Genomic DNA, 16,632 nt, shown 5'->3' with positions numbered 1-16,632 from the left:
GCCGGCTCGAAGAACTTGTCCACGTACAGGAAGTGGAACGGCGTGGTCATGTACTTGCCAAGGAAGCTCATGGGCTCGTCGAAATCGCACTCGTAGGCGTAGGCCCACTCGTCGGTACCCTCGGCCTCCACCACGCGGGCGAACTTGCAGTTGCGCAGGCCCGGCACATGATCGGCCATGTCGTTCATGTGGGCTTCCATCTTCTCGATCATCGCCGGATCAGCACCTTCGCGAATGCTGAAGAACAGGATGCGGTGGCAGGTGGAATTCTCCTTCTCCTGCAGCAGCAGGTCGCCCTCGCCGTAGGCGAGGAACTCGCAGTTGGCCACCTTCGAGGGATCGGTCATGAGCGCCTTCAGATCGCCCCAGGCCGCGCCGCCCTTAGCTGCCTCATAGGCCGCCTGATCGGCAAAGCCCACTTCGCAGACGAAGTCGCCGCCGGGCATGGGCGGCTCGAGCACCTTGTCGGCCAGAAAGACGTCGCTCACCGCCGCAGCCGCCGTGCGCGCATCGGCGACGAACTGATCCTTGGCCGCGTCGTCCATACCCTCGGCGAAGGTGACGGCAAAAACACCACTAAACATTATTGAGCACCTCCATGTAGCTTTCCGAAGCAGAGTACACACGATCGACCGACACGGCCTTGCCGCGCACCTCGGCCCACCATTTCACGTACTCGGGGTTGTAGCGCGTGGCCGAGGAATAGGCCCACGCCGCCTGGGCGATGTCGGGCATCGTCCACTCGATCTCGATGATGCTCGAATCCTTGTCGAGCCAGATGGCCGGCGCCACGGTGGCGCGGACGAACGTCCAGCCGGCAGCCTCCATCATAGGCTTCATGTTCGTCATGAAGTCATCGTAGAGGGCTTTGCCCTCGCCCGGTTTGGCCGTCAGGCGATCGACGATGTAGACCACCTCGTCGCCGCCGGTGGCCGCCAGGCCCTCGTTGGTTTCCGTTGCCACGTTTGCCTCCTGTTCCGTCGGGTCTTCCGTGTTTCCCTCCGGTGCGGACGCCCCTGTGGTACCGCCGGTGCACCCGGCAAGCAACCCCAGGGACGCAACACCGACGCAGGCGCCAGCCGCCACAAAAGAGCGGCGGGTCACGCACGGTGCGCTTTGCCTCATAGTCTCCCCTTTCTTGACAAATCCCCCTTCGAAAGATAGGCTCGGCTGCTGAAAAGCTTCCACTTTCACCGACGTTCCCGCCTCTTACCTCAGGTTCATCGATGAGCAACCGAGCCTGTCTGAAGCCTATCGGGCACAGGGGATTTCGTCAGTCTCACGAAACCGGGTAAATGGGGTATTTGCCCTCGTCCGAAAGGTATGATTTGCCGATTCAAGGGAGGGAAACGTGCATATCAACCTCAAGGCGCACAAGATCAACGGCCGCCAGGCGGCCTCTATTGCGCTGCTCGATTCCATCATCTGGCTGTGGTTTCACCAGATCAACTACACGAGTATTTTCTCGGAGTCAGTGCTGGCCCCCAACATTGCCGTACTGCCGAGCCTCGCCCTGAGCACGGCGCTGGCGGTGGGCATCATGCATGCCCGCTGGGATGTCATTCCGAAATCCCTCCGCTTGGCCACGGCCCTGGGCACGCCCCTTGTGCTGCTTGGCTGCGTGCTGCTGAGCCAAGTCGGCAACCAGTCCGACACGCTCGCTACCGCTCTCTCGCTGGCCCTCGGAGTGGCCTGCAGCCTGGCCGCGCTTTTGCGCTTGGAAACCCTGGCCAAGTGCGACGACTTCGCCACTTTGGCCGTGGCTCTTTCTGGTTCGCTCATGTTGTTCTACATACTCGATCTGGGGCTTTTGCTGGTACCGCGCGAAGTGTACGACGCACTCGTCATTGCGGCGCCCCTCACCTTGGCCGTCGGCTCCAGCCATCCGGCGCCTCCCGCGGCGCGCTCGGGTCCGCTGCCTAAACGCATGCGCCGCGCCGTGCCCGTGCTCGTGCCCTTCGTCATGGGAGCCTGCACCGGCTTCGTGGTAGCCCTCGGCATGGCGGCCATGGCTGTGAGCCCCCTCGAGCTGTTCACCCGACCCTCTCCGCTGTTCCTGCTCTCGCAGCTGCTGTTCATCTGCCTGACTATCGTGACAGTGTTCGGCCTTGACCTACGCAAGGCCACCTATTTCGCCGGCACAAGCCTCTGCTGGAGCCTGGGCATGGCTACCGGCAACGTCGCCAACGAGACCCTGCTCACCTCGGCACAGCACCTTATCGCCAACGAAGCAGCCTCGTTCATCTGCCTTTCCGTCATCGTCATGTTCTTCGCGTTCTCCGGCATTTGGATCAACAGCCTCGAAAAGACCATCGTCACCAACACCGAGTCGTCCTTCGAGCGCATCGCCCAGGACGCCGGCCTCACGAAACGCGAGATCGAAGTGGTGCAACTGCTTTTGGAGGGCCGCAGCCTGCGCATCATTCAGGAGACGCTGTTCATTTCGGAGGGTACCGCCCGCACCCACACCAAGCGCATTTACGCGAAGCTGGGCGTTCACTCCAAGCAGGAGCTCATCGATTTCTTCAAGGGGAAATTGTCAGCGGAACAGACTGCAAAATAACCAACGCGCGGAACGCGCTCGAGGGCATCTAGCTACCTTTGAGTGCGTAGCGTAAGCTTGCTCGCCACTTCAGCGCACGGCTAGCGGTTGGCATTCTCCTCGCGGCGTCTAACCTCCCGCATACCCCCAGGTGACAACAGCACGGGTAACCTGTACACCGGATAAAGCTCCCTCCCCGATCGTCAAACGGCCCCCGCCGAAGCAGGGGCCGTTTAAGGGAGGGTTATGGGTACGACTTGCGTCGCGCGGTGCGAACCTAGGCGCTCAGCGCGTGGTTCACGGCCACCCAGCTCATCACGCCACCGGAGCCGAGGCTGATGCCGCCATGCACATAGGTGCCGCCGGAAATGCCGGAGGAGGCGCAGCCAACCGCGTACAGGTTCGGAATAGGCTCGCCCGCGGTGTTCACGACCTGGGCGTTCTCGTTGATGGTCAGACCGCCGGCCGTGCTGCACGAACCGGGCACGTAGGTGGTGCCATAGAACGGGCCCGTGGCCAGGGGCGCCAGCACCGGGTTCGGAATGTCGGTGCGGCTGCCGGCCATCACACCGGTGGTGTTGATGTCCAGGTGCTTCTCGCCGCGATGGAACACCGGGTCCTTGCCCTCGGCGGCATTGGCGTTGAAGGCCTCGATCTCGGCTGTCAGGCCCGCCGGATCGATGCCCAGCTTCTCGGCCAGCTCCTCGAGCGTGTCGGCCTTCACGAAGTACTCGGGCACCTCGTCGGCAGCGGAGGCGTCGCCACCGTAGGTCTCGTCGAAGAAGCTGCCCTCGCCGTCGCCCACGGCGCTCACGATGTGGCCCGGCATGGAGTACGTGTTCCAGCAGGCGGCGTCGCAGATGAGGTAGGACGGGATGTTCACATGACCCGGCTCACCGGTGTCATAGTAGGCGAAGGACTGGTTGAACAGGTCATAGGGGCCAGCCTCGTTGCCGATGCGCTTGCCCTTCTTGTTCACCACGACCGCACCGGGCAGACCGCGGTACATAGCCCAGTCGCAACCGGCGATTTCCTGGGCGATGAGACCATCGTTGATGAGGGCCTGCGGGTCGTCACCGGTGGTGAGGACGCAGGGAACGCCCCACCAGCGGTCCATGAAGGACACGCTCGCACCGATGTCCATGCCCATGCGCTGGCCGTCACCGGTGTTGGTGGGCACCACGCAGGTAGCCATCAGCTTGTAGGGCAGGTACTTGGCACGCATCTCGTCGTTGTGGTCGAAGCCGCCCGTGGCCACGATGACCGTGGAGGCCTTGATGTTCTGGCCGCCGCACACCGCGCCGAGCACCGCGCCGGAGCCGTCGGTCAAAAGCTCAGTGGCCTCGGTATTCATGAGGATCTCCACGCCCAGCTCTTCCAGCTTGGCCTTCATCTCTTCCCACATCTGGGTTGCCACCAGCGGGCCCTCGGCGTTCGCAGCGCCCAAGCTGCCGCGACCCATGGGGATCCAGCCCTCCATGGGCTCGTAGTAGTCGCCGAACAGCGGGCTCGCGTTGAAGGTCCAGCCCATTTCCTCGGACAACCAGGTGAGGAAGTCGTTGCCGTTGTCGATATAGGAGCTCAGCACAGCCTGATCGACGCGATGGTCCGACGCGTTGGTGAAGTACTTCACCACTTCTTCCTTGCTGTCCTTCACGCCCGCAGCCTCGGCGGCGTAAGACAGCGGCACGGCCAGACCGCCGCCCGAGGTGGCAGCGGTGCCGCCCCACATGGTGCCCTTCTCGACGATGCACACGTTGGCACCCTTCTCAGCGGCCACCAGCGCAGCGAAAGTGCCGGTGCCGGAGCCCAGCACGAGCACGTCTACTTCCTTGTCCCAAGAAATATCAGAGCCCGTAGCGGCCAGGCTCGACTCGTTGTTGCCCGCAGGAGCGCAGCCCGCCATGGCGGCCGTAGCGCCCAGCGCCAGGCTCGAAAGCGCCGCAGTCTTCAGAAACCCGCGACGGTCCATTCCCTTGTTTTCTCCCATGAATTTCCTCCTTATTCGAGAAACTGACCTTGTGCCAATTTCTTGCGCTTCATTAAAGGGAATTTCTGGAAGCATGTCAGTCTCACGAAACCGGGGAGTTAGGCGTCGAGCCCTCGCCCAAAAGGTATGATTTTCCAGGTCACCGCCTACTACTCAATTTCTGCGAGGGGAAGAGTGTTGCGCGGGCATAACGCCTGGAAAAGAGCAGCCAGACAGGCATCACCACACTCAGGACCCCTCAAGCGCTGTCAGGCCCGAAGGTGCTTGGTGGGCAATGTGCCCGAACAACCTCACATCCAAGCCACAAGCGTCTTCCGAGGCAATTAAGCAACTCCCGCCGATGCGCAAACCCGAAACGGAAAGCCGTGACCACGATCAGAGTGGGCGCCGACTCAGATGGCCAAATAGGGCCGACTTTCCATCGACAGCATATCAACAAGAGATTTTTGGCCAATCGTCGGCCGATTTCCGTCGATTCGGTGGTCAAACAGCCTGCGATTTCCATCACGCTTTTTTAGCGTCTGGAAAAGGCCAGGTCAGGAAGGCGGCCGCTCTTGCGCTCATTTCGCAACGGGCGCAAATCGACGGAAATCGCGGCCTGATTGGCCAAAAAGTTCCTATTTGCGGTGCGTCGATGGAAAACGGGTCCTGATTGACCATCCCGCCGAGCCGCGTGTCAGCGTGGGCACTACCGAGCTAGCTGGAGGTGGATTCCGATCGACCTCCCTCAGTCCTGACCGTGCTGCTCTTCCTGCGGAAAAGCAGCTGTTATCACACCTGAAATCCCCAAGAACCATGCCTGAGGTCCCCAAGAACCCTACTCATCCGCGAGCTTGTAGCCAACGCGCCAGACCGTAAGCAGGTAGCGAGGCTCGCTGGGGTTGTCCTCAATTTTCTCGCGAATCTTGCGCGCAAACACGGTAATGGAGTTTTCGTCCACCTCGGCGACCTCGCCCCACAAATGCTCGTAGATACGACGGCGTGTGAATACCTCACCGGGGCTTTCAGCCAAAAGCGAGAGGATTTCAAACTCCTTGGCCGTAAGCGGCACCACCTCGCCGCGCAGGCGCACCTCGTAGCGATCGAACAGCACCTCCAAGTCGCCCACCACCACGTGATCGGGCCGGACAGGGGCGGCAGCTTCCGCGGAGGCATCGGCCTCGTGCACCCGAGCATGCTGCATGTCGTCACGATGACGACGCACATGAGCATCGATGCGCAGCAGCAACTCGTCAGCAATGAACGGCTTGGTCACGTAGTCGTCAGCTCCAGACTTGAAGCCAGTGCTCTTATCCACGATATCGTTCTTCGCGGTCAAGAAGATAACGGGGATGCGCCGGCCCTCGTCGCGCATCTGGCGACACACATCGAACCCGTTCATGCCCGGCATCATCACATCAAGCAGCAGGAGGTCGGGACGCTCCTGATCAAGCAGGCGCAGCCCCTCTTTGCCGCTCAACGCGCCGCAGAATTCGTAGCCCTCCTCCTCCACCAAGTCTCGTAGGCTTTCGTGGATACCCGGGTCGTCGTCGATGAGCATTACCTTGATAGGCTTATCCAATACCATGGGTATCCTCTTCCTCCTCGTGCGGCAAAGCAGGCGCCTGCCCAGCCGCCTCACCCTTCTCCCCCTCGGACAACGACGGGCCGTCCTGGGGAAGGCGCACGGTGAAGATAGCTCCCTTTCCCAGCGCGCTTTCCACCTGTATGCTGCCCCCGTGCATCTCTACGTACTCACGCACAATGGCAAGTCCCAGACCCGTACCGTTGTAGCGCCGCGTCGACGATGAATCCACTTGAGCAAACTTCTCGAAAATGCGCTCCTGATCCGAAGGGGCGATGCCAATGCCCGTATCGGCCACCACCAGCCGCACCTGGCGGGTCGCTTCGTCATAGGTAGCGTCGACCCGCACGCTGCCGCCATCGGGCGTGAACTTCACCGCATTGCCACACAGGTTCTGCAGCACGTGAACCAGCTTGTCGAAGTCGGCGTTCACCAGGGGAACATCGGGCGCCACACTGCTCGAGAACGTCAGGTTCTCCTTCGCGGCCAGCGGCCCCACCGTGGCCTTCACTATGGACACCACATCGCCCATATCTACCACTTCACAGTTCAGCCGCACGCGACCCGCATCCAAGCGGCTCATTTCCAAAATGTCATTGATCATCAGCATAAGCGCCTGGGAATTCGCCTCGATGCCCTTGAGGGCCCGGCACTCCTTCTCGTCCGTGGCCACCGCGTGCTTGTTCAGCAGGTCGGCAAAGGCCACAATGGAGGTCAGTGGCGTGCGCAGTTCGTGGCTCACCATGGAGAGGAAGTCCGATTTGTACTGGTTCTCGTCCACCAGTTGGGCGTTCACCGACTCCAGCTGCTTGCGCTGGCGCTCAAGCACCTCGTTGGCCTGCTGCAACTGAGCCGTGCGATCGGCCACCTGGTCCTCCAGATTGGCATACACGTCGGCCAGCTCACGGGCCATGCTGTTGAACTCGCTGGTCAACGCGCTCATTTCCTGCGAGGACTCGCTGTAGGAAAGCTGCACGTTCAAATTACCCTCGGACACTTGGGTCACGCCAGCTTGGATTTTCCCCAACGGCCGCGTGACCAGGTATGTAAGGGCAACATACACCACCACCAGGCACACCGCCAGCATAACGGCGAAGAACAGCACGTCCTGCACAATAGAGTCGCGCTCATTTTGCTGGTACACATCCAGCGGCATGATGATGCTGATGGCACCGCCCACGCCCCCCATCTGCCAGCCCTCTTTCGGGTTGCCTGTCACGTCCAGCTCGCCCACCGGCTCGCCATGGCACTGCAGGCACGCTTCCTCAATGGTCATGGGAGCCACATAGCGAAACACCTGCTCGCCCTCATAGTCGGCGAAACCGTAGAAATCTTTTCGCTGCGAATCGGCATGGAAGGCTTCCAAGGCCTCAGCCTCGAAGGAGTCGGGAAGCCCCGCGTCGTTGCGAGGCTCGAAATTAACGAAGCGCGTCGTGTAGTCGGATTGAAGGGTGAAAACCTGACCAATAATGCGGCCGGCAATAGCGCAATGAAGCCCCTGATAAACCCCATCTTCCGTAAAAGCCACCTCGGCCAAACGATCCTGGTTGTACACCATAAACTCCCACACGGCATCCATTTGCTGGGCCAAGGCTCGTCCCTGCACGCGTAACTCGTTTTCAGTTTGCGTATGCTGGTTCTTCGTCGTCCACAGCACGTTAGCGCCGAGCGATACGACCAGCAGCAACGCAATCAGGCAAAGAAATTTCGTTTTCAACTTCATCGCACAACACCCCCTCCCCTCTTACGGTGCAGTGTATCCAAAGATCGAAGCCGTGCGAAGGGGAGGATCGCACGGCTTCGATGAGAAAAACTTACATGGTCAAGCGCTTCGGCTCGCCCTCCAAGGCTGCCGGCCGAGCATCGATGACTACCGAAGGATCGGTCTGCGAGGCATCCGGCAGAACTGATATCTGGTTCACTCCGTCAGGATGCGCTGCACGAAGCTCCTCGATCGGGCCGAACTCAAGAGCGCGCATGGGGCAGGCGGCCACGCAAGCCGGCTGCTCGCCCGCAGCACGCAGGTTGATGCACCCGTCGCAGCGATGCACTACTTTCAGCTCCTCGATCAGCACCGGGTGGCTGTAGGGGCAGGCCTTCGTACAATACTCGCACCCGATGCACTTGTCGTCATCGTGCTGCACCGTGCCGTCTTCCTCGTTGATGTAGGTGGCACCAGCAGGGCACACCTCGACGCAGGCTGGCGTGTGGCAGTGGTTGCAGGCGCCCGAGTAATGGAACACTGCGGGCTTGGGGAACTCACCGGTTTCAAACGTCTCGACCTTGCGGAACAAGTACCCCACATCCAAATCATTCTTGTCCTTGCAAGCCACCTGGCAAGTACGGCACCCCACGCAAGCTTGCTGGTTGAAGTAGAAGCCCTGTGGTGCTTTGTTCTCTTTAACGTCGGCCATGGATTATTCACCGTCCTTGCAGACAACGCGAAGCGGCTGATCGGCATCGGCGCCCAGCGCATCGCCCGTATACTTCTCAATCTTGCACAGAGCCGAGTTGTATCCCGAGGTGCCCTGGCCATTAGGAGCGGGGCCCGTAAGGTAATTGTCGGCACCGGCCTGATCAATGCCCGTCGCCTCATCGACCGCCACCCAAGCGCCATGGGGAAGGGCGACCACGCCAGGCATCAAGCCGGCATACACGGTCGCATTGCGCACGCACTGCCCATAGGGGCTCGAAATGAGCACCGTATCGCCATCGGAAACTCCGGCGGCCTGGGCGTCGGCCGTGCTAATGAACACGGGGTTGGCCCATGCCTCACGCAACCAGCCGATATTGTCGAACACGCTGTGAGCACGACGTAGATAGTGGGGGTTCATCACCTGCAGAGGGTACTCCGCCCCCTTCGCTGAGGCGTCCTCGTACCCGTTCGTTACCTTTACATAGGTGGGAATGGGGGTCACGTTGCTCCAGCCCATAGCGTTGTACGTGTCGGCCAGCGTCTGGCAGTAGATCTCCAGCTTGCCCGAGGGCGTTTCGACAGGGTTGGCCTCGGGGTCCTTCACGAAGTCCTCGAAGGCGATATAGCCGTAGTTGTCACCCGGCTGGCGCTTCACCTGATAGACGCCGAGCTCCTTCAGCTCCTGATAGGGCAGCTTACCCTCCTGCGGCGAACCTTCGACGCCCAGCGCATCGATGTCTTCCTGAGTAATGCCCACGGCCGGCACGTAGGTTTTGCCATCTTCGTCACATACCTCCATAGAGGCCAGCTGGTTGAAGTACTGCTGCTTCACGTCGAAGGGGTACACATCCGTGCGAGAAAGACCCAGCTTTTCAGCCAGTTCGCAGGCGATATCCTGATCGGACTTGCTCTCGTACAGAGGGTCGATAATCTGCTGGTAGGCCACCATCATCTCGCGGTTGGACTTGTGACCCAAGGTTCCTCCGAACAGACCGTCAAAGCGCTCCCATTCGGTGCTGATGGGCAGAATAATGTCGGAGTACCGCGCCGCCGTCGTGTAGAACTGCGCATGGGCCACCACCATGTCCACCTTGCGATGAGCCTCAATGGCCCGCGCCATGCCCACATTCGTCTGCATCTTATTGCCGCTGGAGTGGTAAATGACACGAATATCGATATCGCGCTTCTCGGCAGGATCATAGTGCTTAGTACCCGTAAAGGTATACGTGCCATTGAGGACAGCGTCCCATACTTCGTTGCCGTTAATGTGATCGTCCACCGGGTTTTCGATCTCAGGCAGACCGTCCTTGCCCGCCTTAATGAGCGCAGGGCCGCCATTTCCCGAGGTCACGTGCATGGTAGTACCCGTCATATGACCGGACTTGCCCATATGGCCACCCATGGCACCCACGGTCATGATAATCTGCGGCAGGTTGTCGGTGTCGTTCACGCGAGCCGATGCCGCCGATACCAGGAAGGCCACCTTGTGATCCTTGCCCATGGCGCTTGCCAGCATGCGAATGTCCTCGGGGCTGGCACCGCAGATTTCGCTTGCCCACTCGGGCGTTTTGGGCGTATCGTCGTAAGCACCCAGCACATAGTCTTTAAAGTTGGTCTTTTCCTTGGCGTCAGCCGGCATGTGGTCGGCGTCGAAACCAACCGTACAACGGTTGAGGAAATCCCAATCAATCAGACCCTCGGCCTCATCCTGATCAAGCATAGCGTAGGCCACACCAAGCAGAAACGCCATATCAGTAGCAGGGCGAATGGGAATCCACTGGGCGTCGAGAGTCGATGCCGTTTCACTGTACATGGGATCGATCACGATGAACTTCGCCCCATTGGCCTTGGCCTGCCAGTAGTTCCACATCTGGCTGCCAGCAGCACTCCACGCAGGGTTCATGGCCATCATGACGATAGTTTCGCAATTGCGCAGATCATAGCGGTCGTTGATGGTCTGATCCTGCATGTTGTCATGATGGAAGCCGATCAGAAACGGCGTCTTCGACCAAGAGCCATAGGAATTCGTGTCCCAGAAGTTCGTGAAGCCGCCAAAAGCGCCCAGCGTTCGCGTCATCTCGGGATTCCATCCCTTAAGCAACAGGATCGAACGATTGCCGTACTGCTCCTTCGCCCGCTTCAGCCCGTCAGCCACATAGTCGAGCGCTTCATCCCAGCTGATGCGCTCCCATTCGTCCTTGCCGCGCAGCTCGCCGTTCGGGGCATCGGGACTCCACCCCTTGCGCTTAAGCGGGTACTTGATACGGTCTTCGGCGAAAACTTGCTGCGACTGACTGCGGCCACGTAGACATCCGCGCTGCTGGGGATAGTCGGGGCTGTCCTCGTGGGTGTCGTCGGTCTTCTGACGAATCGGCTTGCCCTCGTGCACAAGCACTTTGTTCAAGCAGCGGCCGCCGCAGTTATGCCAGCATGCTGCCGTAAGCCAGGTACCCTCCTCGGCTGGAGTCTCCCCCGTGGTAGCCAACTCGTCGCTCGAGCCGCTGGGAGACGAGCACGCCACCAACGAACCTCCCGCCAAAGCAACGGTTGCAGCCGCGCCGGCTTTCATGAAGGAGCGACGGTTCAGCATCGACGCCTGCTTGAACTTCTCAAGATAGGTTGCCATTGATCCTCCTCTTCCTCTCGTGGCCCCGAAAGCCCTTCTCGGCTTCTGGGGCACGCTCTCAGAGTAAGAAATCCGCCTTGAGATAGCCATTACCTCTGGCCGCATTCTTTCTTTCCGAATTATTACCAGCCACTGACACGACATTAAGAAGGAACACAAATATCACTCGTAAATTAGCCCACGCAGAAACTCGGGAGAGCGCGACCCATCCAAATGCGACGCTCCCGCAGGACAAATGCAGCCAGAGCAACCACGGTTGGCTCCCCTGGCCAATCGAGAGCTATTTTCCATCGACAGCATATCAACAAGAAGTTTCTGGCCAATCGGAGGGCGATTTCCGTCGATTCGGTGGTCAAACAGCCTGCGATTTCCATCGCGCCTTTTTAGCCTCGGGAAAAGACCAGGTCAGGAAGGCGGCCGCTCTTGTGCTCGTTTCGCAGTGGACGCAAATCGACGGAAATCGCGGCCTGATTGGCCAAAAAGTTCCTATTTACGATGCATCGATGGAAAACGGGTCTTGATTGACCAACCCGCAAGGTTCAACAGAATTGGACCCAGCGGAGCTTCTCTCGCTCCCCCTGATACCGTACCTCTTGGGACTGCACACGAGAACACCAGCCTCTCCCAGGCAGCTCACACTTTAACAGACGGGGAAACCGAGGGGCCTCGCTGCACGTAGCGAGCCCCGCATTGCCCAACGGTGGCATCGGCGGCAGCACGCTGGCGGATTGCCGCCGATGCGCTCATACGGAGCATCAGCAATAGCCGTGACCTCGGAGATCGGCTCCCTGCCCGCATGCCTGGGCGACTAGCTCCCTACCCGTACGCCTCGGCAGCGTGGTCGATAGCTTGGAGGTTCATGGCTACGAACTGGGGCTTTACGCAGGATTCCACCGCTTGCTTCACCTCGTCCAGCGTAAGGGGAATGCGGTTTTGCGCCACAGCCACCGCCAGCAGCATCATGTTGAGCGACTTGCGCGAACCCGAGCCCAAGGCCGTCACCAGCGCCTCGTCGTTCACGGGTACGAACAGCGGCACAGGATAGCCGCCTACGCCCGGGGCCTGGGCGTCTTTGCCTACGGTAGCAAAAGCCTCACGCGCAGCGCTAGGGGCGCTTGCGCTGGTTGCGCCCGCACTGCAATCGCTGAGGCTGCGGCCATCCCCGACGGCTCCGGCGGCAGCCTCGGCTCCCCCGAACGCCGCCTCGCGCTCTGCTTCCGCCTGCTGCTCCTGCGCGGCGTTCTTCTGCAGGGCGTTTTCCAACGCCGCCACCACATCGCCGGCGCGATAGGGCTGACTGGCCAGGGCCGCGGTTACCGGTTGGATGGCCGTGGTGGCCGTCACCAGCACGCCGCCGGGTGCCAAGTAGGGCAGCGCGCGGGCTGCCTCGCCCGGCTCCAGGGCAATAACCATATCGGCCGTGCCCGGCGTGATCAGCGACGAAAAAACCTCCTCGCCGTCCGACCCCATACGTACGTGGCTCGTGACGTTGCCGCCGCGCTGCGCCATGCCGATGGTCTCGGCGGTGCGCACCTGCCACCCGCGAGCCAGCGCTGCCTGGGCGAGCACTTTTGCCGCCAGCACGGTACCCTGACCGCCTACGCCGGCAAGAAGGACGTTAATCATGGCAGCCTCCTTCCGGCGCCGACACGGGCAGTCCGTCGATGGGCCCCGTCGGATCATCGCTGCGCACAATACAGCGCGCTACGGCAACCCCGCCGAATCCGAGACCCTCGGCCTGTCCCAGGGCCTCCCCCGCCGTCTCATCAGGCTCGCCGTTGATTTCCGTCTGCTGAAAATCGTTCATCTCATCTTCTAGCACTCGACCGTAAAGCGGCAAGTCAACAGGAGCTTCATTCGGATTTGCGATGGCATCGAAGGGACACACCTGCACGCACAGACCGCAGCCGTCGCACAGGCTGCCATCCACGAACGCCTGGCCGCGCTCGCGAGAGGCAGGCCCGCGCCGCGCCTCGTCGAAGCCAATGCCCGGGCACCCAATGGATGTGATGCACTTCTTACAGCCCGTGCAGATATCGGCATCGATGGCTACCGACGCTGCGGGCTTTTTCAGCTGAATGCAGGGCGCGCAGAAGATGACCGCCGAGGGCCCCTCAAAATCGATGGCCTGACGGGCTGCTTCCGTGGCACCTTCCAGGGAGTGGGGATTAGCAAAGGTGATGCACTCGATGCCGAGCCCCTTCAGCACTTCCTCAATCACAATAGGCCGACGCTTCTCGCCCATCAGCGTCACGCCGGTGCCCGGATGGGGCTGGCCGCCCGTCATAGCCGTCGTGGCGTTGTCCAAAATGGCGAAGGTGACATCGTGGCCGTTGTACACCGCATTGGCCACGCCGGTCATGCCGCTGGCGAAGAACGTGGAGTCGCCGATGAAAGCCACTGCCTTCTTCCCCGGCTCGGCCACGGCGAAGCCCTGGGCCATAGTGAGGCCGGCGCCCATGCACAAGCAGGTGTCCACCGCATCGAGCGGCTGAGCGTTGCCCAAAGTGTAGCACCCAATATCGCCCGTCAGCACCGCGGGGCGCTTGCCCAGGGCGCGCTTGGCCGCGTAGAAGCTGCCCCGATGGGGGCAGCCCGCACACAAAACCGGCGGCCGCACTGGAAGCGGCCCATCATAGGCAAGGCCGTTGCCGCCCGCAATGGCGCGATCAACCAGGCCAGCCACGCCATCGGTACCGCTGGTGCGGTCGAAGAAGCGCCCCAGGCGTCCGGCGATGTTTTCGGCGGAATTCTCGCCGCGGTCGTTGGCCGAGCCCGTCAACTTGCCCTGCACCCGCAGGTTCAGGCCACGAGCGCCAGCCAACTTGAGCATTTCCTCTTCAAGAACGCTGTCCAGCTCCTCGAACACAATGACGTCGGTCAAGCCGGCAGCGAACGCAGCGGCCGTTTCCGCGGGGAAGGGATAGGGCGTACCCACGGCCATGAAGCGGTAGCGGGGCACCGGCACACCAGCCGCCGCAGCCGCGCGCTCGATGAGCCCCAAGGCCTCGCGAGCGTAGGCCACGGACACACCACCAGCCACAATGCCGACGGTGGGGGCGCTGGAAGCGTCGGCAGCCCCGCCACTCTCAAACACCTGGTTGAACTGCGAGAACGTCGGATCAAAGTCGAAATCCCACGCCATGCGGGCCAAGCGGCGGATGATCTCGCCGTGGGCCTCGTAGGCACGCTTCGGGAAGATGACCCACTTCGGATCCTTCTGGAAGCCGTCGGCGGGCAGCGGACGGCCATGGGTCTCCTCCTGCACCTCGAAGAAGGTGGAGGCATGGCAGATGCGCGTGGTAGGTCGCACGATAACCGGCGTATCGTAGCGCTCGGACAGTTCGAAGGCGGCCTTCATCATGGCCACACCCTGGTCGGGCGAACACGGATCGAGCACCGGCACCTTCGCGAAGGAGCCGAAGCGGCGCGTGTCCTGCTCGGTCTGGGACGAAATGGGGCCGGGGTCGTCGGCCACGAACAGCACGCACCCGCCGCGCACGCCCACATAGTTGAGCGACATCAGCGCGTCCGAAGCCACGTTCAGACCCACCTGCTTGCAGGTGTACAGCACCCGCGCTCCGCAGTACGAAGCGCCGGCCAGCATTTCAAGGGCGGCCTTTTCGTTCGTGGACCATTCCACATGCACGTCCTGAGCGACGCCCTGCCCGTGCAGCTTCGCCACCGTTTCCACCACTTCCGAGGAGGGCGTGCCAGGATAGCCTGCCACTACGTTCACCCCGGCCTCCAGAGCCGCGTGGGCAAACGCCTCGTTTCCCATTAACAGTTGCTTCATGCGATATCCGTTTCCCGCGTTGAACCAGGGTGCCGTCAGAAGCCGTCCGATTGCTCCATCGGATCGAACGCCTGCCAGAACCCCGATAAGGGCGCCATCACTCGCGCCCGTCGCCCTGCGCTTTAGGCCTCGGCCATGTCCTTCTTAAGGTCGGCCACCTTCTGCAGCATGGCCTCGTCGTTGGTGCCCATCATCTGCACCGCCAAAATGGCCGCGTTCTTCGCGCCATTGATGGCCACGCAGGCGACGGGCACGCCGGAGGGCATCTGCACCATGGACAGCAGGGAGTCCAAGCCGCCCAGATCGCTGGTCTTCATGGGCACGGCAATAACCGGCAGCGGCGTAAAGGCCGCCACCACGCCGCCCAGGTGAGCCGCCTTGCCCGCGGCGGCGATGATCACCTTGATGCCGCGATCATGGGCCGTCTCGGCCCACTCGTGAACAACGGCCGGCTTGCGGTGGGCGCTGGCCACCTTCACCTCATAGGGAACCCCCAGGGCGTCCAGCTGGGCCATGCACGGCTCCATGGCCGGCATGTCCGATTCCGATCCCATGATGATACCCACGACGGGCGTTTCTTCTGCCATACGATCCTCCTTGCTCGAACGCGTTGCTATCGCTACGCGGCTGCTCTCTTTCCACCATTATAGCCGCCAGAGCGCGGCAACCCTGGCAGCGGGGCGCCGATACGAGAAGATCAGGGATCAAAGGCGTTGCAATTCGTTGACGAATGGGGTCGGTGAATACCGCAACGTCGGTCGCTCATTAAAGTAAAAGCAGCGCATCATCAAACCGCACCGACGTATTGTGCTTTTGATAAACGTCGGAGCGCCCTTAAAGCGTAGGACAAACCAAGGAAAGGAGCTCATCATGAGCCTGGAAATTCCCGACAGCCGCGAAGACGCCCGCATCGACCGCGAGCACGAACGCGAGCAGCTGAAGCACCTGAAGGACCACGTGGGCGACGAGATGCGCGCTGCGAAGGACCGCGAAGAGCGCGCCAAGGACAAGGCCACCCACGAGCTGAAGGACAAGATCGGCTACGAGGAAAAGGGCGAGCGCCGTCAGGAGGACATGACTGACGCCGCCTTGAAGGAGACAGCCAACACCATCCTGCGCGAGGAGTAGCCGCATCCCCGGCCGAGCAATGCCTGGCAGACGCCAACGGCGGTCGCGGCTCGGAGGCGCCTGACGCTCCCTCGACAACGCACCTCTCTGCATGGGCCCCCTTCACTCGGTTTGCCGCATTCTGCAGAAAGTTCGCGCTACGGCAAAATTACCCCTTGCGTCACCTCGCGGGGTCGGCTATGATAGTCAACGCTCTTTTGGCAATGCCAAAGTGCACCTGCGGGCGTGGCGGAATTGGCAGACGCGTACGGTTCAGGTCCGTATGGGGGCAACCCCATGGAGGTTCAAGTCCTCTCGCCCGCACCATTTAACATGTAACGCCCTCTTCGGAGGGCGTTTTTATTTCACTCTGGAGAATCGGCAGCAGACAGCCAAACCACCTATACCTGCGAAGAAGTCGATGCTATAATACAGGCAATCGATGGCGCCCCGTGCAACCGGGCGGCATTGGTTACTTGTCTAAGCCGGGTCTACTTTGCAGGGTGGCCCGGCTTCTTCTTTCTCCGATTCCGTCCGTCACTCCCTCCTCACCAACACGAGGCCGATGATTCCGATAAGCAAGATCGGAAG

12 protein-coding genes and 1 tRNA gene are annotated in these 16,632 nt (G+C 61.2%); 3 read left to right on the top strand and 10 right to left on the bottom strand.

The window, feature by feature from the left end; genetic code table 11:
- Together QZ307_RS08275 and QZ307_RS08270 are read right to left on the bottom strand one after the other, a co-directional pair.
- The coding region (locus QZ307_RS08275) for a Dabb family protein (protein ID WP_295998493.1) at nt 1-584 on the bottom strand (584 nt) is incomplete at its 3' end.
- On the bottom strand, nt 577-1,125 hold the full coding sequence (locus QZ307_RS08270) for a hypothetical protein (RefSeq protein ID WP_295998490.1): 549 nt from the start codon (nt 1,123-1,125) through the stop codon (nt 577-579). The genes QZ307_RS08275 and QZ307_RS08270, both read right to left, overlap by 8 nt.
- Nucleotides 1,126-1,351: 226 nt before the next feature.
- Here QZ307_RS08270 and QZ307_RS08265 point away from each other — a divergent pair, with 226 nt between their 5' ends.
- Nucleotides 1,352-2,563 carry a LuxR C-terminal-related transcriptional regulator gene (locus tag QZ307_RS08265; RefSeq protein ID WP_295998487.1) on the top strand — a complete coding sequence of 404 codons (1,212 nt, stop codon included), beginning with the start codon at nt 1,352-1,354 and terminating at the stop codon, nt 2,561-2,563.
- Nucleotides 2,564-2,819: 256 nt separating this feature from the next.
- Here QZ307_RS08265 and QZ307_RS08260 read toward each other — a convergent pair whose 3' ends face one another.
- The 8 genes from QZ307_RS08260 to purE all read right to left on the bottom strand — a co-directional run bounded on the left by QZ307_RS08260 (nt 2,820) and on the right by purE (nt 15,521).
- Complete coding sequence (locus tag QZ307_RS08260; RefSeq protein WP_295998482.1) at nt 2,820-4,532, bottom strand: FAD-dependent oxidoreductase; 1,713 nt, start codon at nt 4,530-4,532, stop codon at nt 2,820-2,822.
- 817 nt (nt 4,533-5,349) lie between these two features.
- Nucleotides 5,350-6,099: a response regulator transcription factor gene (locus QZ307_RS08255; protein ID WP_295998480.1), complete on the bottom strand. Its 750-nt coding sequence runs from the start codon at nt 6,097-6,099 to the stop codon at nt 5,350-5,352.
- The gene (locus QZ307_RS08250; protein WP_295998478.1) at nt 6,086-7,819 is read right to left on the bottom strand and encodes an ATP-binding protein; all 1,734 of its coding nucleotides are present in this window, start codon (nt 7,817-7,819) and stop codon (nt 6,086-6,088) included. Before QZ307_RS08250 ends, QZ307_RS08255 begins: the two co-directional genes overlap by 14 nt.
- Before the next feature lie 91 nt (nt 7,820-7,910).
- The gene (locus QZ307_RS08245; protein ID WP_295998475.1) at nt 7,911-8,510 is read right to left on the bottom strand and encodes a 4Fe-4S dicluster domain-containing protein; all 600 of its coding nucleotides are present in this window, start codon (nt 8,508-8,510) and stop codon (nt 7,911-7,913) included.
- 3 nt (nt 8,511-8,513) lie between these two features.
- Nucleotides 8,514-11,138, bottom strand: coding sequence for a molybdopterin-dependent oxidoreductase (locus QZ307_RS08240; RefSeq protein WP_295998473.1), 2,625 nt, complete (start codon nt 11,136-11,138; stop codon nt 8,514-8,516).
- Nucleotides 11,139-11,954: 816 nt separating this feature from the next.
- Nucleotides 11,955-12,764, bottom strand: a complete 810-nt coding sequence (locus tag QZ307_RS08235; RefSeq protein WP_295998469.1) for a 2-oxoacid:acceptor oxidoreductase family protein — start codon at nt 12,762-12,764, stop codon at nt 11,955-11,957.
- Nucleotides 12,757-14,934 (bottom strand): thiamine pyrophosphate-dependent enzyme, encoded by a 2,178-nt coding sequence (locus QZ307_RS08230; protein ID WP_295998466.1) that lies wholly within the window; start codon nt 14,932-14,934, stop codon nt 12,757-12,759. The genes QZ307_RS08235 and QZ307_RS08230 overlap by 8 nt, the downstream gene beginning before the upstream one ends.
- Before the next feature lie 122 nt (nt 14,935-15,056).
- Complete coding sequence (gene purE, locus QZ307_RS08225) at nt 15,057-15,521, bottom strand: 5-(carboxyamino)imidazole ribonucleotide mutase (protein WP_295998463.1); 465 nt, start codon at nt 15,519-15,521, stop codon at nt 15,057-15,059.
- Nucleotides 15,522-15,804: 283 nt separating this feature from the next.
- On the opposite strand from purE, the gene QZ307_RS08220 reads away from it, so the two are divergent.
- Nucleotides 15,805-16,062, top strand: coding sequence for a hypothetical protein (locus QZ307_RS08220; protein ID WP_295998461.1), 258 nt, complete (start codon nt 15,805-15,807; stop codon nt 16,060-16,062).
- Between the two features lie 219 nt (nt 16,063-16,281).
- A tRNA-Leu gene (locus tag QZ307_RS08215) sits at nt 16,282-16,368 on the top strand.
- Nucleotides 16,369-16,632 lie beyond the last annotated feature (264 nt).

This window comes from uncultured Adlercreutzia sp., from assembly GCA_910585575.1.
Classification (GTDB): domain Bacteria; phylum Actinomycetota; class Coriobacteriia; order Coriobacteriales; family Eggerthellaceae; genus Adlercreutzia.
Note: the sequence above shows the minus strand (reverse complement) of the source record. Positions and strands in the feature narration are given on the sequence as shown.